This is a genomic window from Enterococcus ureasiticus, from assembly GCF_001730285.1.
GTDB lineage: Bacteria > Bacillota > Bacilli > Lactobacillales > Enterococcaceae > Enterococcus_L > Enterococcus_L ureasiticus.
Window position 1 is genome coordinate 162,680 of sequence record NZ_MIJZ01000001.1, and the last position, 22,620, is coordinate 185,299.

The window sequence follows — 22,620 nt, forward strand, 5'->3', positions numbered from 1 at the left end:
AATGAAAACACTTATCAAAAATGGAAAGATCATAAAAAAAGATAATCAATTGATACCAGCAGAAATATGGATCGAAAATGGCAGAATCAAAGCAATTGGAGAATCTTTTGAAGAAGGTACTTTTGAAAAAGTTTACGATGCTAAAGGACAATTGATTACACCAGGACTAGTTGACGTACATGTTCATCTAAGAGAACCCGGATTTACTTATAAAGAAACAATTGAAACTGGGAGTAAGTCAGCAGCAAGAGGCGGGTATACAACTGTTTGCGCTATGCCAAACTTAAATCCTGTACCAGATACTGCAGAAAAATTAAAAGAAGTTTATGAAATCATTGAAAAAAATGCTGTTGTAAAAGTGCTACAATATGCACCAATCACAGAAGAATTGCGCAGTGAAACATTAACAGACCAAAAAGCGCTAAAAGAAGTCGGGGCTTTCGCGTTTACAAATGACGGGGTAGGTGTACAAACTGCAGGAACAATGTATCTTGCAATGAAAGAAGCTGCATCACTTGGCATGGCAATCGTGGCACATACAGAAGATGAGTCACTCCTTTTTGGCGGAGTTATGCATGAAGGGGAAATCTCGAAGAAATTGGGGTTACCAGGGATATTAAGTTCTACAGAAGCATCTCAAATTGCTCGAGACGTAGTCTTAGCCGGTGAAACAGGCGTTCACTATCATGTTTGTCACGTTTCAACAAAAGAAAGTGTCCGCGTGATACGTGATGCTAAACGAGCTGGGGTTCATGTAACTGCAGAAGTTGCTCCTCACCACTTGATTTTGATCGATGAAGATATTCCCGAAGATAATGGCTTTTGGAAAATGAATCCACCACTTAGAGCGACATCTGACCGTGATGCTTTGATTGAAGGGTTATTGGATGGCACGATCGATTGTATCGCAACAGATCATGCTCCCCATGGATTAGAAGAAAAAAATCAAACATTCCTAAAAGCACCATTTGGAATTGTAGGAAGCGAAACAGCATTCCAATTGATTTATACGCACTTTGTTGAAACTGGAAAATTCACCTTGGAACAGGTAATTAACTGGATGGCAACGAAACCTGCTGAGATTTTTGGTTTAGAAGCTGGGACACTTACAATAGGTGCTCAAGCAGATATCGCAGTTTTTGATTTAGAGTTGGAAGAGGCAATCGATGACAAAGAGTTTGAGTCAATGGGAATCAATACACCATTTGTTGGCTGGAAAGTAAAAGGGAATACATTAATGACCTTTGTTGATGGACAATCAGCATGGTCTAAGGGAGATGCATAGATTTGAAGCGACTATTGATACTAGAAGATGGAACTGTTTTTGAAGGAAAAGCGTTTGGTGCAGATGTTAATGTTGTTGGAGAAGTTGTATTTACAACAAGCATGACAGGCTATCAAGAAACAATCACTGATCAAAGTTTCAATGGTCAAATTATTACATTTACCTATCCAATGGTTGGTAATTATGGTGTCAATCGCGATGATTACGAATCAATCTCCCCAACTTGTAAAGGTGTCGTTGTTAAAGAACATGCCAGACTTGCATCAAACTGGCGTGCACAAATGACATTGGACGAATTTTTGAAAAGAAAAGGAATTCCTGGGATTTCAGGAATTGACACACGTGCGCTGACAAGAAAACTTCGCTCTGTTGGAACACTGAAAGCGGCCTTTGTTGATGCAGATGATGATTTGACTCATGAATTTGATCAGCTGAAAGCAACAGTTTTACCCAAGAATCAAGTAGCACAGGTTTCCACAACAAAACCATATCCAAGTCCAGGTATTGGCCGTAATGTAGTGGTAGTTGATTTTGGCTTGAAACATAGTATTTTACGCGAGCTATCGAAACGTCATTGTAATTTGACCGTTTTACCATACAACACAACTGCTGAAACAATTTTAGAACTTTCACCAGATGGTGTAATGCTGACAAATGGTCCAGGAGATCCCAAAGATGTGCCGGAAGCAATCGAAATGATTCAATCCATTCAAGGAAAGGTACCGATTTTCGGTATTTGTCTTGGTCATCAACTGTTTGCTTTAGCGAATGGAGCAGATACGTACAAAATGAAATTTGGTCATCGGGGATTGAATCATCCTGTAAGAGAAATCGCGACAGGAAGAATCGATTTTACTTCACAAAATCATGGCTATGCAGTAGATGAAACAACCGTCGATCTAGAAAAATTATTGGTTACCCATGTAGAAGTAAATGATGGCTCTGTTGAAGGCGTTAGGCATCGTCAATACCCAGCTTTTACAGTGCAATATCATCCAGATGCAGCACCAGGTCCACACGATAGTCTTCATTTATTTGACGAATTTATGGAACTAATTGATGCATGGAAGGAGCAAGACTAATGCCAAAAAGAACAGATATCAAAAAAATCATGGTTATTGGTTCAGGGCCAATTATTATTGGCCAAGCTGCAGAATTTGACTATGCCGGCACACAGGCATGTCTTGCTTTAAGAGAAGAAGGCTACGAAGTTGTTTTGGTCAATTCAAATCCAGCGACGATCATGACAGACAAAGAAATTGCGGATCAGGTTTATATTGAACCGATCACATTGGAATTTGTTTCTCGTATTTTACGAAAAGAACGTCCAGATGCACTATTGCCGACTTTAGGAGGTCAAACAGGACTAAATATGGCAATGGAATTAGCTGCTTCAGGGATCTTAGATGAACTAAATGTAGAATTACTAGGAACAAAATTAAATGCAATCGATCAAGCAGAAGATCGTGATTTATTTAAACAATTAATGGAAGATTTAGATCAACCGATTCCCGAAAGTGAAATCGTCAATACAGTCGAACAAGCGGTAGAATTTGCTAATACGATCGGTTACCCAATCATCGTTCGCCCTGCATTCACCTTAGGCGGTACAGGTGGTGGGATGTGTGACGATGAAGAAGAATTACGCACCATCGCTGAAAACGGATTGAAATTGTCACCTGTAACCCAATGTTTGATTGAAAAAAGTATCGCTGGGTTTAAAGAAATCGAATATGAAGTAATGCGTGATTCTGCTGATAATGCGATCGTTGTGTGCAACATGGAAAACTTTGATCCAGTTGGAATCCATACTGGAGATTCGATTGTTTTTGCACCAAGTCAAACCTTATCTGATCATGAATATCAAATGCTTCGTGATGCGTCCCTTAAAATCATCAGAGCTTTAAAAATAGAAGGCGGCTGTAATGTCCAATTAGCTTTAGATCCTCACAGTTTCAACTATTATGTGATCGAAGTGAATCCACGTGTTTCTCGCTCATCAGCATTAGCTAGTAAAGCAACAGGTTATCCAATCGCTAAATTAGCAGCAAAAATTGCTGTGGGTCTAACATTAGATGAAATGAAAAATCCAGTCACTGAAACAACTTATGCAGAATTTGAGCCCGCTTTAGATTATGTCGTAGCAAAAATTCCCCGCTGGCCTTTTGATAAGTTTGAAAAAGGGGAACGTCGTTTAGGCACTCAAATGAAAGCAACTGGCGAAGTCATGGCAATTGGACGTAATATCGAAGAGTCATTATTAAAAGCTGTTCGCTCACTTGAAATCGGTACTTATCATAATGAGATAAAAGAAATCCAAGAAGTTAGTGATGAGTTATTGACTGAAAAAATAGTGAAAGCGCAAGATGACCGACTATTTTATCTATCAGAAGCGATTCGTCGAGGCTTTACAATCGAAGATTTGGCCATGCTAACCAAAATCGATTTATTTTTCCTAGATAAACTACTTCATATTTTTGAGTTGGAAACAGCATTACAAGAAAATATCAAAGATGTTGAGATCTTAAAAGAAGCTAAACAAAATGGGTTTACCGATAGAAAAATTGCTGAACTATGGCAATTAACAGAGCAAGCTGTTGCAGATTATCGTCATGAACAAAAGATTCTTCCTGTCTATAAAATGGTCGATACTTGTGCAGCAGAATTTGAATCTCAGACACCTTATTTTTACAGCACTTATGAATTTGAAAACGAAAGTATCCGCTCTGAGAAACCATCCGTATTAGTACTAGGTTCAGGACCTATTAGAATCGGACAAGGTGTGGAGTTTGACTATGCAACGGTTCACTCTGTAAAAGCGATTCAAGCCGCAGGATTTGAAGCAATCATTATGAATAGTAATCCCGAAACTGTCTCAACAGACTTCTCAATTTCAGATAAACTTTATTTTGAACCACTGACACTAGAAGATGTAATGAATGTGATTGAATTAGAACAACCAACTGGCGTTATTGTGCAGTTTGGTGGTCAAACAGCGATAAACCTAGCGGAACCTTTAGTAAAACAAGGTGTTAAAATATTAGGAACCTCGATTGAAGATTTAGATAGAGCTGAAAATCGCGATTTATTTGAACAAGCATTACAAGAACTAGATATTCCTCAACCACCAGGAGATACTGCAACGAGCGCCGAAGAAGCGGTGGCTGTAGCCAATAAAATCGGGTATCCTGTCTTAGTTCGTCCTAGTTATGTATTAGGTGGACGAGCGATGGAAATTGTTGAGAATCAAAAAGATTTAGAAGATTACATGCGTAACGCAGTAAAAGCTTCACCTGAACATCCAGTCTTAGTAGATAGCTACTTACTTGGTAAAGAGTGTGAAGTTGATGCGATTTGTGATGGTCAAACTGTTCTGATTCCAGGTATTATGGAACACATCGAGCGTGCAGGAGTCCATTCCGGAGATTCAATGGCTGTTTATCCACCGCAAACCTTATCAAAAGAGCTTCAACAAACAATCACTAACTATACAAGAAAACTGGCAATCGGGCTGAATTGTGTTGGTATGATGAACATCCAATTTGTGATCCACGAGGAGAAAGTTTACGTGATAGAAGTTAATCCTCGAGCAAGTCGAACAGTACCGTTTTTAAGTAAAATCACAGGAATTCCAATGGCTCAGGTAGCGACTAAAGCAATTCTAGGTGAGAAACTAACTGATTTAGGGTACCAAGATGGTTTGTATCCTGAAAGTCAGCAAGTCCACATCAAGGCACCAGTATTCTCGTTCACTAAGCTTCAAAAAGTAGACACATACTTAGGTCCTGAAATGAAATCAACTGGTGAAGTAATGGGTACTGACTATAGTTTAGAAAAAGCATTATATAAGGCTTTCGAGGCTTCGGGACTACACTTGCCAAGTTTTGGCGCGGTCTTGTTTACCATAGCAGATGAAACGAAGGAAGAAGCTCTTGCCTTAGCAAAACGTTTCAATGAAATCGGTTATAGCTTAATTGCAACAAAAGGTACGGCAGATTTCTTAGCAGATAACGGATTATCAGTGAAAACGGTACTTAAAATAAATCAAGGCGGGGAAACGGTTCTAGACCTGATCCGCAGTGGTGAAGCTCAAGTTGTTGTGAATACAATGGATAAAAATCGTTCTGATCTAAATCAAGATGGATTTTTGATTCGTCGTGAGGCAGTAGAACATGGTGTTCCGTTATTTACTTCTTTAGATACAGCTGAAGCAATCCTGAAAGTACTAGAATCACGAGCATTTTCAACTGAGTCTATCTAAATTAAATAAAAGGTGAGAAAAAGCGGACCCACGAGTCTTAGGCGCTTTTTACTCAACCTGATGTTGTAAAGGAGCGGAATAAATGAAACAGGAAATAATGACGATCATCTCTCAACAACAATTAGCGCCTAGAATTTTCCAAATGACTTTGACAGGTGATTTAGTTAATGAAATGGAAAAACCTGGGCAGTTTATCCATATAAAAGTTCCTAGAGCAGATATGCTTTTAAGAAGACCGATCAGTATCAATCAAATAAACAAAGAAGCAAAAACCTGTACGATCATTTATCGAACAGAAGGTGATGGAACCAAAGCTTTTGCTGAACTCTCAGCTGGAAACACATTAGATGTTATGGGACCTTTAGGAAATGGTTTTGATGTCAATTGTTTGGCTGCTGGTCAAAAAGCATTTGTAATTGGCGGCGGGATTGGTATTCCACCTATGTATGAATTATCAAAACAATTGAAGAAAAAAGGAATTGAGGTCGTTCATTTTCTTGGTTATGCTTCTAAAGAAGTCGCCTATTTTCAAGATGAATTTATCGCATTAGGAGATACACGTTTTGCAACAGATGATGGTTCGTTTGGTGTTGAAGGGAATGTCGGTAATCTTTTATTGGATGTAATTCAAAAAGAGCAGCCAGATGCAGTTTATGCGTGTGGCGCAAATGGAATGCTAAAAATGGTTGCACAAGTTTTTTCTGATAATCCCAATGTTTTTCTATCGTTAGAACAGCGAATGGCTTGTGGCATGGGTGCGTGTTATGCTTGTGTTTGTCATGTGCCTGATGATGAAACTGGCACAAAAAGTGTTAAAGTTTGTGATGAAGGGCCGATTTTTAGAGCCAGTGAGGTGGTTTTATGATGAAAAATCCGTTAGCAATCAGTATTCCTGGTTTAGAATTAAAAAATCCTATTATTCCTGCTAGTGGTTGTTTTGGGTTTGGTGAAGAATATGCTAAATATTACGATCTAGGACAACTCGGTTCGATCATGATCAAAGCGACGACACCACAAGCGCGTTTTGGTAACGCAACGCCAAGAGTGGCAGAAACACCGAGTGGTATGCTAAATGCGATTGGCTTGCAAAATCCGGGGATGGATGTGGTCATGAATACAAAACTTCCTGCATTAGAAGCGTATGATGTACCGATTATTGCCAATGTTGCTGGAGCCTGTGAAGAGGATTATGTTGAAGTCTGCAGCAAAATCGGTGATGCACCCAATGTTAAAGCAATTGAATTAAATATTTCATGTCCAAATGTAAAACACGGTGGTATTGCCTTTGGCACGGATCCAGATGTTGCATTTCAATTAACGCAAGCAGTGAAAAAAGTGGCTAAAGTACCTATTTATGTAAAGCTTTCTCCGAATGTGACAGATATTGTACCAGTCGCACAAGCGATTGAAGCCGGAGGTGCAGATGGTTTTTCAATGATCAACACACTTTTAGGAATGCGGATTGATTTAAAAACTCGCCGTCCAATTTTAGCCAATCAAACAGGAGGATTATCAGGTCCAGCTATCAAACCTGTGGCAATTCGTTTGATCCATCAAGTTTCTCAAATTTCTAGCCTACCGATCATCGGTATGGGCGGTGTACAAACGGTGGATGATGTATTAGAAATGTTCATGGCTGGAGCAAGTGCAGTAGCTGTTGGAACTGCTAATTTTACAGATCCATATATATGTCCTAAACTGATAGATGCTTTGCCTAACAGAATGGCAGAACTTGGAATCGAATCATTGGAGCAACTAATCAAAGAAGTTAGAGAGGCAAAAAATCTATGAGTCAACGACCGATCATCGCATTAGATTTCCCATCAAAAATAGAAGTAGAAGCATTTTTAGACAAGTTCCCTAAAGAAGAATCACTATTCGTTAAAGTTGGAATGGAACTATTTTATCAAGAAGGACCTGAGATTGTCCGTTGGCTGAAAACAATAGGTCATTCCGTTTTTCTAGATCTAAAATTACATGATATTCCCAATACCGTTGAAAAATCAATGATCGGCTTAGCAAAACTTGGTGTGGATATAACAAATGTTCATGCTGCGGGCGGTGTTAAGATGATGGAAGCGGCTAAAAATGGATTAAAAAAAGGGACGAAAGATGGCGGAAAAGTGCCCATCTTGATTGCTGTAACACAGCTTACCTCAACAAGTGAGAAAGAGATGCACCAAGATCAATTGATTGAAGTTCCTTTAAAAGATAGCGTGCTCCATTATGCAAAATGTACTGAAAAGGCTGGATTGGATGGTGTTGTTTGTTCTGCATTAGAAGCTAAAGACATCCATCAGGCGACAAGCGATGCATTTGTTTGCTTAACACCTGGAATACGTCCAAGCGGCAGTGAAGTTGGTGACCAACAGCGCGTAGTGACACCAACGGATGCTAGGAAAATTGGTTCGACTTATATTGTAGTGGGACGACCGATCACACAAGCTGAAGAACCTTATGAAGCGTATCAATCAATAAAAAGTGAGTGGAATGGAGAAAAATCATGACAGAATTAGCCAAAAAAATTGCCAAAGATTTATTAGAAATTGAAGCAGTATTTTTAAGTCCCAATGAACCTTTTACATGGGCAAGTGGAATCAAGAGCCCGATTTATTGCGATAATCGGATTACGATGAGCTATCCAGTTGTTCGTAAGGATATTGCGAATGGATTAGCAGAAAAAATCAAACAAACTTATCCAGATGTAGAAGTCATTGCTGGAACGGCAACAGCAGGAATTCCTCATGCTGCTTGGGTGGCAGATATTTTAGATTTACCGATGGTTTATATCCGCAGTAAAGCGAAAGAACATGGAAAAGGCAATCAAATCGAAGGCCGAATTTTTAAAGGACAAAAAATGGTTGTAATCGAAGATTTGATCTCAACTGGTGGAAGTGTCCTAGAAGCGGCAGATGCAGCACAACGTGAAGGGGCAGATGTTTTAGGTGTAGCGGCTATCTTCACTTATGAACTACCTAAAGGCAAAGAAACATTTGCGGCACATAAAATGGAATTAATCACACTAACAAATTACTCAAAATTGATCGATGCGGCGTTAGAATCGAATTATATTGAAGAAAACGATGTTGCATTATTAAAAGAGTGGAAACAATACCCAGAAAATTGGTTAAATAAATAGTTTATATCATAAAAAGCATAATTTTTGATCGTGTGTTCAAAGGTTATGCTTTTTCTTGATCGATTTGATTCCTCAGATATACTATACTTTTATTACAAAAAAAGAATAAAATAGCCTTTGAAAATTGACTGTTATTAATAATTAGTATACGATTATTCAAATGATAAAATCAGAAGGTGGGGTTTGATGAAAAATATTCGAAATATGGACGTGGAATGGGGATACGAAGGAGAGCTTGGGCCAGAACATTGGCACACGCTTTGTGATTGGTTTTCAACTGGAGCTAAATATCCTTATCAATCGCCTGTTAATTTGTCAAAAAACTTAATCAATGGCCAATCTACAGATAGGGCAATCGATTTTTGTTATAAAACTGAAGAATTTACAGAAAAAGAATTTAAAAACACCTTTCATTTTGTTCCACCAAATACAGAGAGCTATGTGATTTTTGAAGATGAAAAATATTATTTAACAGATATTCATTTTCATACACCAAGTGAGCATACCTTTGATGGGGAACATGCGCCGCTGGAATTCCATCTGGTTCACATGAATAATTCTGGTGATAACTTGGTTGTCGGTTGTTTATTTACGATTACAAAAGATGAAAATAGATTTTCAAAAAGACAAACAACACTTGAATGGAACTCTGAAACCCATCAACAATGGTTTGATCCTTCAATTTTTTTACCAGAACAAAAATCACATTTTCATTATTTAGGTTCATTAACAACACCACCAACAAAAGGACCTGTTCATTGGTTTGTCTTCGATTCTATTCAAAAAATGGATCAAGATTTTTTTGAGCGAATCGATGAAGGCATGCTACCGTTTAACAATCGCCCAGTCCAAGCGTTGAATGGACGTAAAATCTATTTTTCTGAATAAGATGGAGGGCCTCTATGAATATTCAACAGATGAAATATGTTGTAGCTGTTGCAAATAATGGTAGTTTTAGAGAAGCTGCAAAAAAACTTTTTATCACACAACCAAGTCTTTCTAACGGTATTCGTGAATTAGAAGAAGAAATTGGGGTAACTTTATTTATTCGGACTAACAAAGGGGCTTCTTTGACTGAAGAGGGCTTGACCTTTTTAGAACATGCGGAAAAAATTTTGACTCAAATGGAAATAATTGAAAATCGCTATCAAGAAGTAACGAAGAGCGAACGTTTCTCGATTTCATCTCAACACTATGATTTTTTAGGCGAAGTGATGGGCAAAGTCATTCAGCAATTCAAAGACCAATACAAAAATTTTCGTGTATTTGAGACAACAACGTTAAAAGTAATCGAAGATGTGAAAAGTTATCATAGTGAACTTGGTATTATTTATTTAAATAGTCAAAATCAATCAGGTATCGAGCGATATCTAGAACAAGCAAATTTAACATATGATGTTGTTGGAAGCTTTAAAACGCATATTTTCCTTGGCAAAAATCATCCGTTAGCAAAACAAAAAGAAATCGATCTGGAACAATTATGCTGCTATCCTCAAGTTCGCTTTACGCAAGAAGGGAGTAATTTTGCATATTTTTCAGAAGATTTAATTGAGAATCAGGAACAAGAAACAGTAATTTATACAAATGATCGAGGAACCCTGATGAACTTACTAGTAGAAACAGATGCTTATGCCTCAGGATCTGGTGTGGTAACTGGCTTTACAAAAAAAGAGATTCGTTTAGTTCCATTGGCGGAAAGTACAAATAACAAAATCTGTGTTCTTTATCAAAAAAATAAATCAATCAGTACGATTGGGCAATTTTTTATAAAAGAATTGAAACAGCTATTTTGATATAAAGAAGAATAAGAGCGTCAAAAAATCATCCTTTAAAATAAGGATGATTTTTTAGTTTAAACGTTCGATTAAATTAATAGGAATCAAATAAATAGAAGTTTGTTTAAACATTATTTTCTGTTCTTTGTTACATAGATATTCATTAATTGATAAACCTTTTCCATTTCCTCCGGTGTCCCAATCGAAACACGCAAGTAATTGTTCAATCGTTCAATTTTTGGGAAATAACGAACAAATACATCGTGGGTTGTCAAATAATCATTAAGCTCTTCAATAATCAAATCAGGATGCGTTAGTAATACAAAATTTGTTTGGGAGTAAAGAGATTGAAAACCTAATTCTTCAATACTTTTTGCAAACCAATCTCTAGTTTTACAAATCTCCCTAGTTATTTTTATATAATATTCTTCATCGGAAACAGCAGCGACAGCTATTTTTTCAGCTAACATATCAACAGAATAGGGATTAAACGATGATTTGATGCTTTCCACAATTTGGATATACTTTGGATTACCAATGGCATAACCAACACGTAAGCCCGCTAGAGAACTTGATTTAGAGAAGGTTCTAACTATAATCAAATTCGAATAGTTAGTTAAAAGTGAAACAGCTGACTGGCCTGCAAAATCAATATATGCTTCATCGATGATCACAATGACCTCTGGATTTTTTTTCAATAAATCCTCGATTTCTGACAGAGGTTTGAATAAACCTGTAGGTGCATTCGGATTGGCAAAGATTATTCCGCCATTTAACTGCTCATAATCTTTCAAGTTTATTTCAAATTTACTATTTATTGGCAATTCCCTAAATGGAATCTCAAATAGCTCTGCCCAAACTTTGTAAAAACCATAAGTGATATCTGGAAATAGGATAGGATCTGAACTATTAAAACAAGCGAGAAAACAAAAGGCCAATACTTCATCAGAGCCGTTACCAATTATAAAATGATCAGGAGATAAGCCATGTTTGACACTTAATGCTTTTTTTAAAGAGAGATTATCGATAGAACTGTATCGTTTTAATTGTTCAGCCTCGAAATGTTTTAATACTTCAGTAACATTTGGTGACGGTGGATAGGGATTTTCGTTGGTGTTTAACTTAATCATATCAGGATAGTTGGGTTGTTCTCCTGGGACATAGGGGGTAATTTTTCTGATACCTTTCATTTTAAATCTCTCCCTTCATTTCTTTTAACTATAAAGAAGCGAAGTACATTTCGCAAGCTTAATATGTGAATTTGAAAAGAAAATACGCAATTTTGAAATACAAATTTCATTTTTCGTTAAATTATGCTATGATAATTCCATTAAGAAAATATGGATAGCACACTAGTGTTTCGATTGATGCAAATGTTACTATATTTGATTTGAAGGTCGAACCAGTAAGATACGAGGAGATGGTTTCATGGATTTAACGAACAGATTTAACAAGCAAGTATATAAAATCGCCGTTTCGACGATTCGTCAATTTGACGAACAAGTAAGTGACATTGAAGGCATCATAAAGCTAACTTTAGGAGAGCCCGATTTTAATACTCCTGAGCATGTAAAAACAGCGGCACATGATGCGATCGAAAATAATTTTTCCCATTATTCGGGCATGTCAGGGTTAACCGATGTTCGTGAAGCTGCCACTTTTTTTATGAAAGAAAAGTATGGAGTCAGTTATCAGCCAGCGTCTGAAGTTTTAGTAACAGTAGGAGCAACTGAAGCGATTTCAGCAAGTTTATTATCTATTTTAGAACCTGGCGATAAAGTCTTGATGCCGGCACCAATCTATCCAGGCTATGAACCAGTCATTACTTTGGCTCAAGCGGAACCAATTTATATCGATACGACAGCGAATGATTTTGTCTTAACACCTGAAATGATAACTACTGCAATGTTAGAACATGGCGATCAAGTTAAAGCGATTATTTTAAATTATCCAAGCAATCCAACTGGTGTAACGTATAATCGTGAAGAAGTCAAAGCAATTGCAGATGTCTTGAAAAATTATCCGATTTTCGTGATCAGTGATGAAATATATAGTGAATTAACTTATGAAGATCAACATGTATCGATTGCGGAGTTTATTCCAGAACAAACTATTTTGATTAATGGACTATCAAAATCACACGCAATGACTGGTTGGCGGATTGGATTTATTTTTGGACCGGAGAATTTGATTGGAGAAATCATAAAAGTTCATCAATATTTAGTTACAGCGGCTTCAACTATATCTCAAAAAGCAGCCGTTAGAGCGCTTGTGGAAGGAATCAACGATGCTGCAGTGATGAAAGAAGAATACCGTGAACGACGTGATTTTGTTTACGAACAAATGACTTCTTTCGGATTCGAAGTCGCTAGACCGAATGGAGCATTCTATATTTTCGCAAAAATTCCAGCAGGATATGAACAAGATTCAATGAAATTCTGTGTAGATTTGGCGCAGCAACAAGCAATAGCGATCATTCCAGGAGTGGCTTTTGGTCAAGAGGCGCAAGGATATGTACGGATCAGCTATGCAGCGGATTTGGCGACATTAAAAGAAGCAATGAAACGAGTAGGTAATTATATCAAATCGAACAGTTAAACGAGCAATCGTTTAACTGTTTTTTTATCTCAACATAACCTTTACATTCCTTTACCGATTATTTACAGAACGTTGAAACAGAATTAACACACTGCTGTTAAACTAAGCTTGTAACTAATTGAAAAGGACGTGTAAAAATGAAGAAACGTTTAGTATCAGCAATTGTTTTAAGTGTAGGACTTTTAATCGCAGGGTGTGGCAATCAAGGGGCTGCAACTAGTGAGAATAGTAATAAATCTAAAGATAGCGGAAATAATAGTAATCAACCTGTGAAAATCGTAGCCGTTGGTTCAACCGCTTTACAACCATTAGTAGATGCGGCAAAAGATCAATTTGTTTCTGAGCATGCTAATTATACAATTTCAGTTCAGGGTGGAGGCAGCGGAACTGGACTTTCTCAAGTTGCCGATGGTGCTGTGACAATTGGAAATTCTGATGTTTTTGCCGAAGAAAAATCTGGTGTAGATGCATCAAAACTTGTTGACCATCGTGTAGCTGTTGTTGGAATGGGGCCTGTGGTCAATAAAGAAGTGGGCGTTAAAAACATTAGCAAACAAGAATTGATCGATATTTTTTCTGGAAAGACTAAAAATTGGAAAGATTTAGGCGGTAAAGATCAAGAAATCGCAGTAATCAATCGCCCAAGCGGTAGTGGAACACGAGCAACATTTGAAAAATGGGGATTGGATGGAGCAAAAGCGGTTCAATCTCAAGAACAAGACTCATCAGGAACCGTTCGTCAAATCGTTTCCCAAACACCTGGCGCAATCAGTTACTTGGCTTTCTCTTACATGGATGAATCGACAGATGCTTTGAGTATCGATGATGTAAAACCAACAGAAGAGAATGTTTCAGACAATTCTTGGAAAATTTGGTCTTACGAACACATGTATACAAAAGGCCAACCAGATGAAGATGTAAAAGCGTTTTTAGATTTCATGCTGACAGATGATGTTCAAGAAGGTGTAGTCAAAGAATTAGGTTACCTACCAATGACAGCGATGAAAGTTGAAAGAGACGTATCCGGAACAATCACTAAAAAATAAATTCTTTCCCCCTAAAGAATCAAAAAGAGGCAGAACGTGAAAAACGTTCGCCTCTTTTTGATTTAATTAGTTTTTGGGTAATCTTACTATAAAAGTTGAGCCTAGGCCCAAATGACTATCGATCGTAACGGTTCCTCCTAATAGTTCAGTGTAATTATGCACGATCGATAAACCTAAACCAGTACCGCCAGAATGCCGACTTCTTGCTTTGTCTACCCGGTAAAAGCGTTCAAAAATCCGTTCTTGGTCTTCTAAGCTAATCCCGATTCCTAAATCCTTCACTATGAAAAAGAATGTATCAGTCAAACCAAAATTAATTGTGATTGTTCCATCAGATTGAGAATATTGAATCGCATTTTCAATCAAATTTTTAACGATCGGATAGAAAAGCTCATACTTTGTTGTATAGGTTATTGTTTCATCACCGAGAATTTCGATGGTCAGATGCTTTTCTTTGATTACTTTACGATAAGAACGCAGGATTTCTTGTGTGAAAGGGAATAAAGCAACTTCTTGATCATCATAGGAAATATTTTTTCCATCACGAGAAAGCTGTAAAATTTCCTGAATCAATTGTTGTAATCGCAAAGCGTCTTTTTGCATGATCTCTAAAAATTGTGTTAACGTTTCAGGATCATCTTTGGCTCCGTCTAATAAGGTTTCAGTAAAACCTAGTAATGAGGTAACGGGTGTTTTTAACTCGTGTGAGACATTACTAACAAAGTCTTTTTGGATCTTTTCTAATTGTCTGACACGAGTCAAATCATAAGCAATACCTAGAACTTGGTAATCGTTTCCATCTTCTTCAATAAAACGTAAAGACATATCTAAAATCGTTTCATTCAATGAGTCAGTTAGTTTTATTTCTTGATGTACTGAACTTTTTTCTGTAATGACTTGATGAATCAAGTGGATCAGGGCAGGTTCTTTGATCACTTCAAAATAATCTTTGCCTGAATCATTTTCAGCGATCATTAAAATTTCAGTCATTTTAGGATTGATCAGTTGAAGCTTTCCATCAACATCAATAATGAAGACACCGATCATCAGTTCATCTAGCAAAGCGTGAAATTGTTCGTCAGTTGAGGTATAAGCTAAATAAGTTTGGCTCATTTGTTGGCTTAAAAGATTGACCGTCTGATACAATTCATTCCATTCTGGTGAATCTTGGATGATCGAACGAGCTTCATCTGGATATTTCACAATCTTTTTCAAAACGGGTAAAACCGTCACCAAAGGTTCATTTTTCTGGTGAATTAATAAAAATACGAAAGCCGTAATAATCAAAAATAAAATACCTAAAGTAAACAGAATATAGCGTCTAAATGATTGTATACTGTTGGAAAACTGTGTCGTTTCTTCAGACATACGAATAATCCCGATCAATTCACCATTTTTATCGACCGGTAATGCTAAATAGAGTAATTCTTCTTTTAGAGTCGTACTTTTTCTTAAGGCAGAGCCAAAATCAGCACCGGAAAGAATCGCTTTTACCTCAGGTCGATTACTTCTTGATTCATGTAATGCAGAATCAACACTGTCGTAAAAAATATCACCTTTAGCATTCATTAATGTCAATCGTTCATTTTTATCAGTTGTGTAATGCTCAATCAGCTTTTTTTCTTGACTCGAAAAATGTTGGGTTAAAAACAAATCAGGAGAGAGCTGGCCAAGAATCAACGTGCCTTTTTTTTGTAAATATTCTTCTTGTTGGGTTAATAATTCCTTTTTGAAAAAATAGTTTGTTAAAAGCACACTCCCCGCAAATAAGGCAAGCATCATAATTCCAACTAACCAATATTCAATGCGTTGGCGTTTTTTCATTTTTTCGGCTCCTGAAAACGGTAGCCAAATCCTCTAACTGTTACTAAGTAAGCAGGTCGTTTGGGATCGATTTCGATTTTATCTCTTAAATGGCTGACATGGACATCAACAATACGGCTTTGGCCCGCAAAGTCATAGTTCCAAATGCGGTCGAGTAAAGTATCACGATCGATCACGCGATCTTTACGCTTAATGAAGTAGATGAGCAATTCAAATTCTTTTGGTGTCAACTCGATTTTTTCACCACGGACACTCACTTCATAATTTTGCTCATCAACACTAATGTCACCTAATATTAATGGAGCTTTAGCGGTTTCGTTAAATTCTTCTTGTTTACCTGACGTCGGTTTTAGACGTCGGAAAATTGCTTTCATTCTCGCTAAAACTTCTCTAGGACTAAATGGTTTTGTTAAATAATCATCGGCGCCGATTTCTAACCCAATGATTTTATCGACTTGATCATCTTTAGCAGTCAATATCAAAATGGGAGTATCAATTTTTTCTCTACGTAGTGATTTTGTGATTTCTAAGCCATCCATATTTGGCAACATAACATCTAGGATGATAAAATCAAATTGATTGGACAAGGCTAACTCATAACCGACTGCACCATCTTCCGCTGATATTACTTCATAGCCGTCTTTTTCTAAGTTAAAGGTCAACAACGTTACGATCGACGGTTCGTCGTCAACAACTAGTACTTTCTTCATCTATTTGGCTCCTTTAAATACGAAATAAACACAAGGTTATTTTATCACAGATTCGAAGCGATCAAAAACTTTATGGAATGTTTCTAAAACTACTTTCAAAGCCAAAGAAATGGTATAATAAAAAAGATTGAAATGAGGGAAGCCAATGATTGGAATTAGCGCATGTCTTGGCGGTGTTTGTTGCCGCTATGATGGTCAAGCAAAAGAAATCACTGCCTTAAAAAAATTAGTTGAAAATGATCATGCAATACTTGTTTGTCCAGAAATCTTGGGTGGTTTGCCGATTCCTCGAGAACCTGCTGAAATAAGAGGTGGAGATGGTTTTGACGTTTGGGATGGTGGCGCGAAAGTCCTCACGAAAACAGGGGAAGATATGACCGCTATGTTCAAACAAGGAGCAATCACAGCCTATCAAAAATTAGTCGAACAAAATATCACAATGATTGTTTTAAAAGAAAATAGCCCGTCTTGCGGAAGTAAAAGCATTTATGATGGTACATTTTCCGGTAATCATCAAAATGGTGTAGGTGTAGCAACGGCTTATTTTATTTCCAAAGGACTTAATGTCGTTTCAGAGAACGACTGGCAAACAGTGGTTGGTCGTGAAAAATAGAAATAATCAAAAATAGCTTTTTTAAAAGGATTTTTGTGCAAATACGCACAGTTAGTATGGTTGATAGAATCTTTTCAAAAAAATCCTCGAAAATCAATTAAGAACTATTGACTAATCACTTTGAAATCGGTAACCTAAAAGGGATTGAAGATAGGAGTCACAACTATGGAAATTGAAAAAACCAATCGAATGAATGCGTTGTTTGAATTTTACTCCACTTTGTTGACAGAAAAACAAATGAATTATATGGAGATGTACTATGCGGATGATTTCTCATTAGGCGAGATCGCTGAAGAATATGATATCAGCCGCCAAGCAGTTTATGACAATATCAAACGGACAGAAAAAATCTTGGAAGAATATGAAAAAAAACTTCATCTATTTTCTGATTATATCGTACGTGGAGAATTGCTAGAGAACCTTAAAAGCTACGTGAGCGAAACCTATCCGAAAGATACAACAATTATACAGTATATAGAACAAATACAAGAAGTAGAGGAATGAGATTATGGCTTTTGAAAGTTTAACAGACCGCCTACAGCAGGCAATGAGCAAATTACGTCGTAAAGGAAAAGTATCTGAAGCTGACGTAAAAGAAATGATGAGAGAGATTCGTCTGGCTTTATTGGAAGCCGACGTAAATTTACAAGTTGTCAAAGATTTTACCAAACGGGTTCGTGACCGTGCAGTGGGTGTAGAAGTTCTTGAAAGCTTATCACCCGCTCAGCAAATTGTTAAAATCGTTGATGAAGAATTAACAGCAACCCTCGGAACTGATACAGTTGGCTTGAATAAATCAGAGCGTATTCCAACCGTAATTATGATGGTTGGGTTACAAGGGGCTGGTAAAACGACCTTTGGTGGTAAATTAGCGAATCATTTGATTAAGACTGAAAATGCACGTCCACTGATGATAGCAGCCGATGTCTACCGTCCAGCTGCGATCGATCAATTGAAGGTTTTAGGCCAACAATTAGATGTACCTGTTTTCGATATGGGGACTGAGACAAGTCCTGTAGAAATCGTGCGTCAAGGGATGGAACTGGCTAAAGAAAAGAAAAATGATTACGTCTTGATTGATACGGCCGGGCGCCTGCACATTGATGAGACATTGATGGATGAATTAAAACAAATCAAAGAAATAGCTCAACCTGATGATATCTTACTTGTAGTTGATGCAATGACTGGGCAAGATGCAGTTAATGTTGCTGAAAGTTTCAACCAGCAATTAGGGATCACCGGTGTGGTCATCACTAAACTTGATGGGGACACTCGAGGCGGTGCAGCGTTATCTATTCGTTCCGTTACTGGGGCACCAATCAAATTTATCGGTTCAGGCGAAAAACTGACTGACTTAGAAATTTTCCATCCAGATCGTATGTCCAGCCGTATTTTAGGCATGGGTGATATGCTGACCTTGATTGAAAAAGCACAACAAGATTATGATGAGAAAAAAGCTGAAGAACTTGCAGTAAAAATGAAGGAAAACAGCTTTGACTTTAATGACTTTATCGAGCAATTAGACCAAGTAATGGGTATGGGACCAATCGAGGACTTGCTAAAAATGATTCCGGGAATGAGTAACATGCCTGGACTAGAAAATGTCAAAGTCGATCCAAAAGATGTAGCACGTAAAAAAGCGATGGTGCTCTCTATGACCCCTGCTGAACGAGAAAATCCTGATTTATTAAGTCCGAGCCGTCGCCGTAGAATTGCTGCCGGTTCAGGTAATAATGTAGTTGAAGTCAATCGGATGATCAAACAATTCAAAGAATCTAAAAAAATGATGCAGCAAATGTCTAAAGGAAATATGGATATTCCAGGTATGGATCAAATGCTTGGTGGAGGCATCAAAGGTAAACTAGGGAAAATGGCCATGAATCGCATGGTGAAGAAAAACAAGAAGAAGAAAAAGAAGAAAAAATAAAGTAAAAAAGAAAACAGACTAAAGTCTTTAGACTCTGGTCTGTTTTTATTATTGAGACAGATAAACTATGATTCGATCAGAGCACAATATTTTAATTTCGAATCGTAAACATTTTCGTAGAAATTTTGCTAAACTAAAGAAAAGCTTTAAAAAATAAGGTTTAATTATTGGAGGGAACAAGGTGAGACAAAGATGTTCTTGGGCAGAGGATAATGAAAAAATGAAACACTATCATGATACGATTTGGGGAGTTCCAGTATATGATGATCAGCGTTTGTTTAGAAAATTAATCTTGGATATCAATCAAGCTGGCTTGAGCTGGCAAACTATTTTGAATAAAGAAGACTATTTTGATACTGCCTTTGATAATTTTGATATAAAAAAAGTTGCGCATTATGACGAAAATAAGATCGAAGAACTTTTGAACGATCCTGGTATCATTCGTAATCGTAGAAAGATTGAGGCGGCAATCCATAATGCTCAAAAAGTTATTGAAATTCAAGAAGAATTTGGGACTTTTTCCAACTATTTATGGGGTTTTAATGCGCAAAATGTTTTGAAAAATTCTTATCAAAATCAACTGGAGATTCCTACAACAAACGAATTATCTGACCGGATAACCAAAGATTTGAAGAAAAGAGGATTTAAGTTTGTAGGCAGCACGATCATCTACGCTTTTCTAGAAGCAGTTGGAATGATCAATGATCATGTAACAACATGTTTTCGATATGAAGAATTAAAGTAAAAATAGTCTAAACCCAAACGATATTTCAGTTTGGGTTTAGACTATTTAAATTTAATCAATTATTTTTTTCTAAAAAAGCAAGATAAGAATCAACGATTGTTTTGAAAAAATTCATAGTGTTTTCGGCAATAGTCCCATCTTCATTGATTAGATTTACTACATTGCCGATGTATGCTTCTGGTTGCTGCAAGGTAGGAACATTAAGAAAAACCAGTGATTGGCGTAAATGATGGTTTGCACCAAAAGCACTTAAAGCACCAGGTGATACGCTGACAACTAAGCCAGGTTTACCATCCCATACATTTTGACCATAAGGACGTGAACCAACATCTAAAGCATTTTTCAAAACGCCAGGTACAGAGCGATTATATTCTGGTGTGACAAAAACAAGTCCTGTCAATGACTTTACTTCTTCTCTAAATTTCGTCCAAGCAGCTGTAGGCGTTCCTTCATCATCTAAATCTTGATTATACATTTCCAATTCACGTAAATCGATAAAAATAGGTTCATATTCTTCTGGGAATAAGCTGGAAATAGCAACGGCCACTTTTCTACTATAAGAATCTTTTCTCAAACTTCCGACAAAAAAACCGATTTTTTTCTTCATAAAATATTCCTCCATTCAATAAATAACTGTTATTATTTTATTCTAAATCTAAATCAACATTTATACAAGAAATCAATCTTTTTAATCGACATTCAGAAAATGACAAGCAAATCAATGTTCATGAATAAACATTCCTTATATAATGAAAAATAATAAAGTGTTCATAAAAAATGGGGGGAAAGTTATGCAGAGGATTAAACAAATTAGTAAAATCAGTATGTTTCTACTTATTTTCTGGTTATTCATTATGGGTATGGCCCAAAAAACAATGGCTGTAGAAACTATCTCTAGTACGGACGATTCAAGCATAACAAACAATGAAACCAAAACTGAAGTGAGCACTACAAAAAATAGTGACAGCACAGAACGCTCAACAGAAGAAAGCAGCGCAGAAAATCAAGAAACTCTTCAACCGACTGTAAGAGCACAAAATGTCTATGGCTCTGAGTTGTTGACAAACGTAACTTTGACGGATATTGTCAATAACCCGATTCATCGAGTGAAGAGCAGTGATAAAATTAAAGTAAATTATTCCTATTACTTACCAGATGATGCTAAAGCTGGCGATGAGTTGACATTTGAATTACCTTCTATTTTACAAATGGTGAACTACAGTGATTTTCCATTGCTCAATCAAGTTGGCAATGAGATTGGTACAGCTCATATAGATCGAGAAAAAAATACGGTTACCGTTACATTCAATCAATTTATAACAGACCATATTTCAATCAGTGGGCAATTTTATTTCTGGGTAAAGCTTGTCAATGATCGAACTGAAGAGGGGATCAATCGAATTCCATTGCCAGTCAATGGCACAACGAGCGATCTTGAACTTACAATAAACAAAGCTGTCGGTGTAAGTACGGGAACGACCAACCCAACAACAATTTTTAAAAGTGGCAAATTTGATTCAATAGATCCACAAAAAATCAACTGGACGATTACGATCAATAACTCTGGACAGAATCTGTTAATGCCAAGTATTAATGATAATTTAGGTACTGGACAACAATTACTCGGTGATACGTTCAGTATTAATTATCGTGATGGAAATAAAAAAAGTTTAAAAAAATATCCACTTCCAAGTAAAATTGAGGGAGACCAAACAAAAGTTGAAGTGGCAGCAGATGGTTTTATCCTATCCTTGGAAAATCTAGGTAGTTACAGTGCAGGCAAAGGGTATGTTTCTGCAGTTGTCAATTACAGTACAAAAGTCACAGATTCATCAGTAAAGTATGTTAACACTGCAAGTACTTTTGATGAAGACGGAATACCACAATCAAGAAATGCTAGTTTAACTAATTACGCAAATGGTGGCATTGGTAATGGAGATATAAACCAAGTCATTGATATTATTACGGACAAAATTGATGAAGTCGAAAGCGTAGATTTACAAGAACTAACTGATTCGTCTGCAAAAAAACTAACAGATGCTAAAGAGAATGCTCAAACAGCAGTAGATAACGAAAATGCAACACCTTCTGACATAGAAAATGCTGCTGAAACACTGGTCAATCAGTTAGTAACAACAGAAGAAATTGTTCAACCGATAGACATCGAAGCATTGGAAAAAGTTATTGAAGAAAATAATGGACTAAAAGAAGAAGCCTACACACCAGAAACTTGGAAACCATGGAGTGATAAAAAAACCGAAGCTATCAATCTCATAAAAATAGCTGAAGAAACGCCTAAAGAAGTTAGCCGTAACGAAATCAAACAAACAACAGAAGAATTGAAGACAGCTAGAACCAATCTTGTTGGAGCAGTAGAAACTTCTGAAACCAGTGAATCAGAGTCATCTAATGAGTCATCAACAAGTACTGAAACATCGACCTCTACTCAAAGCAGTACAACTAGTCCAACTGAGAAAAGTGATGGAAATCAACAGAGTCTCTTAAAAACTGGTGAGGAAGGTTCGCCTGTATTAATTTTTACGGGCACCTTATTACTAACAATTTCAGTAGGGATAATCTTCAACAGAAAGCAAATTGGTAGTTAATCGTTACTTTTCTATTATCAAACTCTGAAATCTATATATAATCAGTCAAAATTATTACAGAATTCCTTGACTATTATCTTTGTCAAGGAAT

The 22,620-nt window shown here is 36.8% G+C and carries 20 protein-coding genes; 16 read left to right on the forward strand and 4 right to left on the reverse strand.

Annotated elements, in window-relative coordinates; translation table 11 throughout:
* Position 1 precedes the first annotated feature (1 nt).
* From BCR21_RS00805 to BCR21_RS00845, 9 genes are all read left to right on the forward strand, one after another.
* The gene (locus tag BCR21_RS00805; RefSeq protein WP_069645526.1) at positions 2 to 1,285 is read left to right on the forward strand and encodes a dihydroorotase; all 1,284 of its coding nucleotides are present in this window, start codon (positions 2 to 4) and stop codon (positions 1,283 to 1,285) included.
* Between the two features lie 2 nt (positions 1,286 to 1,287).
* Positions 1,288 to 2,367 carry a carbamoyl phosphate synthase small subunit gene (locus tag BCR21_RS00810; RefSeq protein WP_069644628.1) on the forward strand — a complete coding sequence of 360 codons (1,080 nt, stop codon included), beginning with the start codon at positions 1,288 to 1,290 and terminating at the stop codon, positions 2,365 to 2,367.
* Positions 2,367 to 5,546: a carbamoyl-phosphate synthase large subunit gene (gene carB / locus BCR21_RS00815; RefSeq protein WP_069644629.1), complete on the forward strand. Its 3,180-nt coding sequence runs from the start codon at positions 2,367 to 2,369 to the stop codon at positions 5,544 to 5,546. Before BCR21_RS00810 ends, carB begins: the two co-directional genes overlap by 1 nt.
* 82 nt (positions 5,547 to 5,628) lie before the next feature.
* Positions 5,629 to 6,411: a dihydroorotate dehydrogenase electron transfer subunit gene (locus BCR21_RS00820; RefSeq protein WP_069644630.1), complete on the forward strand. Its 783-nt coding sequence runs from the start codon at positions 5,629 to 5,631 to the stop codon at positions 6,409 to 6,411.
* The gene (locus BCR21_RS00825) at positions 6,408 to 7,337 is read left to right on the forward strand and encodes a dihydroorotate dehydrogenase (protein ID WP_069644631.1); all 930 of its coding nucleotides are present in this window, start codon (positions 6,408 to 6,410) and stop codon (positions 7,335 to 7,337) included. Before BCR21_RS00820 ends, BCR21_RS00825 begins: the two co-directional genes overlap by 4 nt.
* Positions 7,334 to 8,053 carry an orotidine-5'-phosphate decarboxylase gene (pyrF, locus tag BCR21_RS00830; protein WP_069644632.1) on the forward strand — a complete coding sequence of 240 codons (720 nt, stop codon included), beginning with the start codon at positions 7,334 to 7,336 and terminating at the stop codon, positions 8,051 to 8,053. The genes BCR21_RS00825 and pyrF overlap by 4 nt, the downstream gene beginning before the upstream one ends.
* Positions 8,050 to 8,685 carry an orotate phosphoribosyltransferase gene (gene pyrE / locus BCR21_RS00835; protein WP_069644633.1) on the forward strand — a complete coding sequence of 212 codons (636 nt, stop codon included), beginning with the start codon at positions 8,050 to 8,052 and terminating at the stop codon, positions 8,683 to 8,685. The genes pyrF and pyrE overlap by 4 nt, the downstream gene beginning before the upstream one ends.
* Positions 8,686 to 8,871: 186 nt before the next feature.
* The gene (locus BCR21_RS00840) at positions 8,872 to 9,573 is read left to right on the forward strand and encodes a carbonic anhydrase family protein (protein WP_069644634.1); all 702 of its coding nucleotides are present in this window, start codon (positions 8,872 to 8,874) and stop codon (positions 9,571 to 9,573) included.
* Positions 9,574 to 9,587: 14 nt separating this feature from the next.
* On the forward strand, positions 9,588 to 10,478 hold the full coding sequence (locus BCR21_RS00845) for a LysR family transcriptional regulator (protein WP_069644635.1): 891 nt from the start codon (positions 9,588 to 9,590) through the stop codon (positions 10,476 to 10,478).
* 113 nt (positions 10,479 to 10,591) lie between these two features.
* On the opposite strand, the gene hisC is transcribed toward BCR21_RS00845, so the two are convergent.
* Entirely contained in the window at positions 10,592 to 11,650 is a 1,059-nt protein-coding gene (hisC, locus tag BCR21_RS00850) for a histidinol-phosphate transaminase (protein ID WP_069644636.1), read from the reverse strand.
* 238 nt (positions 11,651 to 11,888) lie between these two features.
* Between hisC and BCR21_RS00855 the strand changes: the two genes are divergently transcribed.
* Both BCR21_RS00855 and BCR21_RS00860 read left to right on the forward strand, forming a co-directional pair.
* The gene (locus BCR21_RS00855) at positions 11,889 to 13,058 is read left to right on the forward strand and encodes a pyridoxal phosphate-dependent aminotransferase (protein WP_069644637.1); all 1,170 of its coding nucleotides are present in this window, start codon (positions 11,889 to 11,891) and stop codon (positions 13,056 to 13,058) included.
* 137 nt (positions 13,059 to 13,195) lie between these two features.
* Complete coding sequence (locus BCR21_RS00860; RefSeq protein ID WP_069644638.1) at positions 13,196 to 14,104, forward strand: phosphate ABC transporter substrate-binding protein PstS family protein; 909 nt, start codon at positions 13,196 to 13,198, stop codon at positions 14,102 to 14,104.
* A 66-nt stretch (positions 14,105 to 14,170) separates the two neighbouring features.
* Here BCR21_RS00860 and BCR21_RS00865 read toward each other — a convergent pair whose 3' ends face one another.
* Together BCR21_RS00865 and BCR21_RS00870 are read right to left on the reverse strand one after the other, a co-directional pair.
* Positions 14,171 to 15,928, reverse strand: a complete 1,758-nt coding sequence (locus BCR21_RS00865) for a sensor histidine kinase (protein ID WP_069644639.1) — start codon at positions 15,926 to 15,928, stop codon at positions 14,171 to 14,173.
* The gene (locus BCR21_RS00870) at positions 15,925 to 16,638 is read right to left on the reverse strand and encodes a response regulator transcription factor (protein WP_069644640.1); all 714 of its coding nucleotides are present in this window, start codon (positions 16,636 to 16,638) and stop codon (positions 15,925 to 15,927) included. The genes BCR21_RS00865 and BCR21_RS00870 overlap by 4 nt, the downstream gene beginning before the upstream one ends.
* Positions 16,639 to 16,783: 145 nt before the next feature.
* Between BCR21_RS00870 and BCR21_RS00875 the strand changes: the two genes are divergently transcribed.
* The 4 genes from BCR21_RS00875 to BCR21_RS00890 all read left to right on the forward strand — a co-directional run bounded on the left by BCR21_RS00875 (position 16,784) and on the right by BCR21_RS00890 (position 19,923).
* Entirely contained in the window at positions 16,784 to 17,251 is a 468-nt protein-coding gene (locus tag BCR21_RS00875) for a 2-thiouracil desulfurase family protein (protein ID WP_069644641.1), read from the forward strand.
* Between the two features lie 165 nt (positions 17,252 to 17,416).
* Positions 17,417 to 17,755, forward strand: coding sequence for a putative DNA-binding protein (locus tag BCR21_RS00880; protein ID WP_069644642.1), 339 nt, complete (start codon positions 17,417 to 17,419; stop codon positions 17,753 to 17,755).
* A 4-nt stretch (positions 17,756 to 17,759) separates the two neighbouring features.
* Positions 17,760 to 19,178, forward strand: coding sequence for a signal recognition particle protein (gene ffh, locus BCR21_RS00885; RefSeq protein WP_069644643.1), 1,419 nt, complete (start codon positions 17,760 to 17,762; stop codon positions 19,176 to 19,178).
* A 181-nt stretch (positions 19,179 to 19,359) separates the two neighbouring features.
* Positions 19,360 to 19,923 carry a DNA-3-methyladenine glycosylase I gene (locus tag BCR21_RS00890; RefSeq protein WP_084013183.1) on the forward strand — a complete coding sequence of 188 codons (564 nt, stop codon included), beginning with the start codon at positions 19,360 to 19,362 and terminating at the stop codon, positions 19,921 to 19,923.
* 55 nt (positions 19,924 to 19,978) lie between these two features.
* Here BCR21_RS00890 and BCR21_RS00895 read toward each other — a convergent pair whose 3' ends face one another.
* Positions 19,979 to 20,530, reverse strand: coding sequence for an NADPH-dependent FMN reductase (locus BCR21_RS00895; RefSeq protein WP_069644644.1), 552 nt, complete (start codon positions 20,528 to 20,530; stop codon positions 19,979 to 19,981).
* Positions 20,531 to 20,714: 184 nt separating this feature from the next.
* Here BCR21_RS00895 and BCR21_RS00900 point away from each other — a divergent pair, with 184 nt between their 5' ends.
* Positions 20,715 to 22,529, forward strand: a complete 1,815-nt coding sequence (locus tag BCR21_RS00900) for an Ig-like domain-containing protein (RefSeq protein ID WP_069644645.1) — start codon at positions 20,715 to 20,717, stop codon at positions 22,527 to 22,529.
* Positions 22,530 to 22,620 lie beyond the last annotated feature (91 nt).

What these genes read in the sequence shown, in the direction of transcription:
- carB (WP_069644629.1), top strand. Translation starts at nt 2,367, where the DNA reads ATGCCAAAAAGAACAGATATCAAAAAAATCATGGTTATTGGTTCAGGG.
- BCR21_RS00870 (WP_069644640.1), bottom strand. Translation starts at nt 16,638, where the DNA reads ATGAAGAAAGTACTAGTTGTTGACGACGAACCGTCGATCGTAACGTTG.
- pyrF (WP_069644632.1), top strand. Translation starts at nt 7,334, where the DNA reads ATGAGTCAACGACCGATCATCGCATTAGATTTCCCATCAAAAATAGAA.
- BCR21_RS00845 (WP_069644635.1), top strand. Translation starts at nt 9,588, where the DNA reads ATGAATATTCAACAGATGAAATATGTTGTAGCTGTTGCAAATAATGGT.
- BCR21_RS00860 (WP_069644638.1), top strand. Translation starts at nt 13,196, where the DNA reads ATGAAGAAACGTTTAGTATCAGCAATTGTTTTAAGTGTAGGACTTTTA.
- BCR21_RS00855 (WP_069644637.1), top strand. Translation starts at nt 11,889, where the DNA reads ATGGATTTAACGAACAGATTTAACAAGCAAGTATATAAAATCGCCGTT.
- BCR21_RS00875 (WP_069644641.1), top strand. Translation starts at nt 16,784, where the DNA reads ATGATTGGAATTAGCGCATGTCTTGGCGGTGTTTGTTGCCGCTATGAT.
- BCR21_RS00840 (WP_069644634.1), top strand. Translation starts at nt 8,872, where the DNA reads ATGAAAAATATTCGAAATATGGACGTGGAATGGGGATACGAAGGAGAG.
- ffh (WP_069644643.1), top strand. Translation starts at nt 17,760, where the DNA reads ATGGCTTTTGAAAGTTTAACAGACCGCCTACAGCAGGCAATGAGCAAA.
- BCR21_RS00900 (WP_069644645.1), top strand. Translation starts at nt 20,715, where the DNA reads ATGCAGAGGATTAAACAAATTAGTAAAATCAGTATGTTTCTACTTATT.
- BCR21_RS00895 (WP_069644644.1), bottom strand. Translation starts at nt 20,530, where the DNA reads ATGAAGAAAAAAATCGGTTTTTTTGTCGGAAGTTTGAGAAAAGATTCT.
- BCR21_RS00880 (WP_069644642.1), top strand. Translation starts at nt 17,417, where the DNA reads ATGGAAATTGAAAAAACCAATCGAATGAATGCGTTGTTTGAATTTTAC.
- BCR21_RS00865 (WP_069644639.1), bottom strand. Translation starts at nt 15,928, where the DNA reads ATGAAAAAACGCCAACGCATTGAATATTGGTTAGTTGGAATTATGATG.
- pyrE (WP_069644633.1), top strand. Translation starts at nt 8,050, where the DNA reads ATGACAGAATTAGCCAAAAAAATTGCCAAAGATTTATTAGAAATTGAA.
- BCR21_RS00820 (WP_069644630.1), top strand. Translation starts at nt 5,629, where the DNA reads ATGAAACAGGAAATAATGACGATCATCTCTCAACAACAATTAGCGCCT.
- hisC (WP_069644636.1), bottom strand. Translation starts at nt 11,650, where the DNA reads ATGAAAGGTATCAGAAAAATTACCCCCTATGTCCCAGGAGAACAACCC.
- BCR21_RS00825 (WP_069644631.1), top strand. Translation starts at nt 6,408, where the DNA reads ATGATGAAAAATCCGTTAGCAATCAGTATTCCTGGTTTAGAATTAAAA.
- BCR21_RS00805 (WP_069645526.1), top strand. Translation starts at nt 2, where the DNA reads ATGAAAACACTTATCAAAAATGGAAAGATCATAAAAAAAGATAATCAA.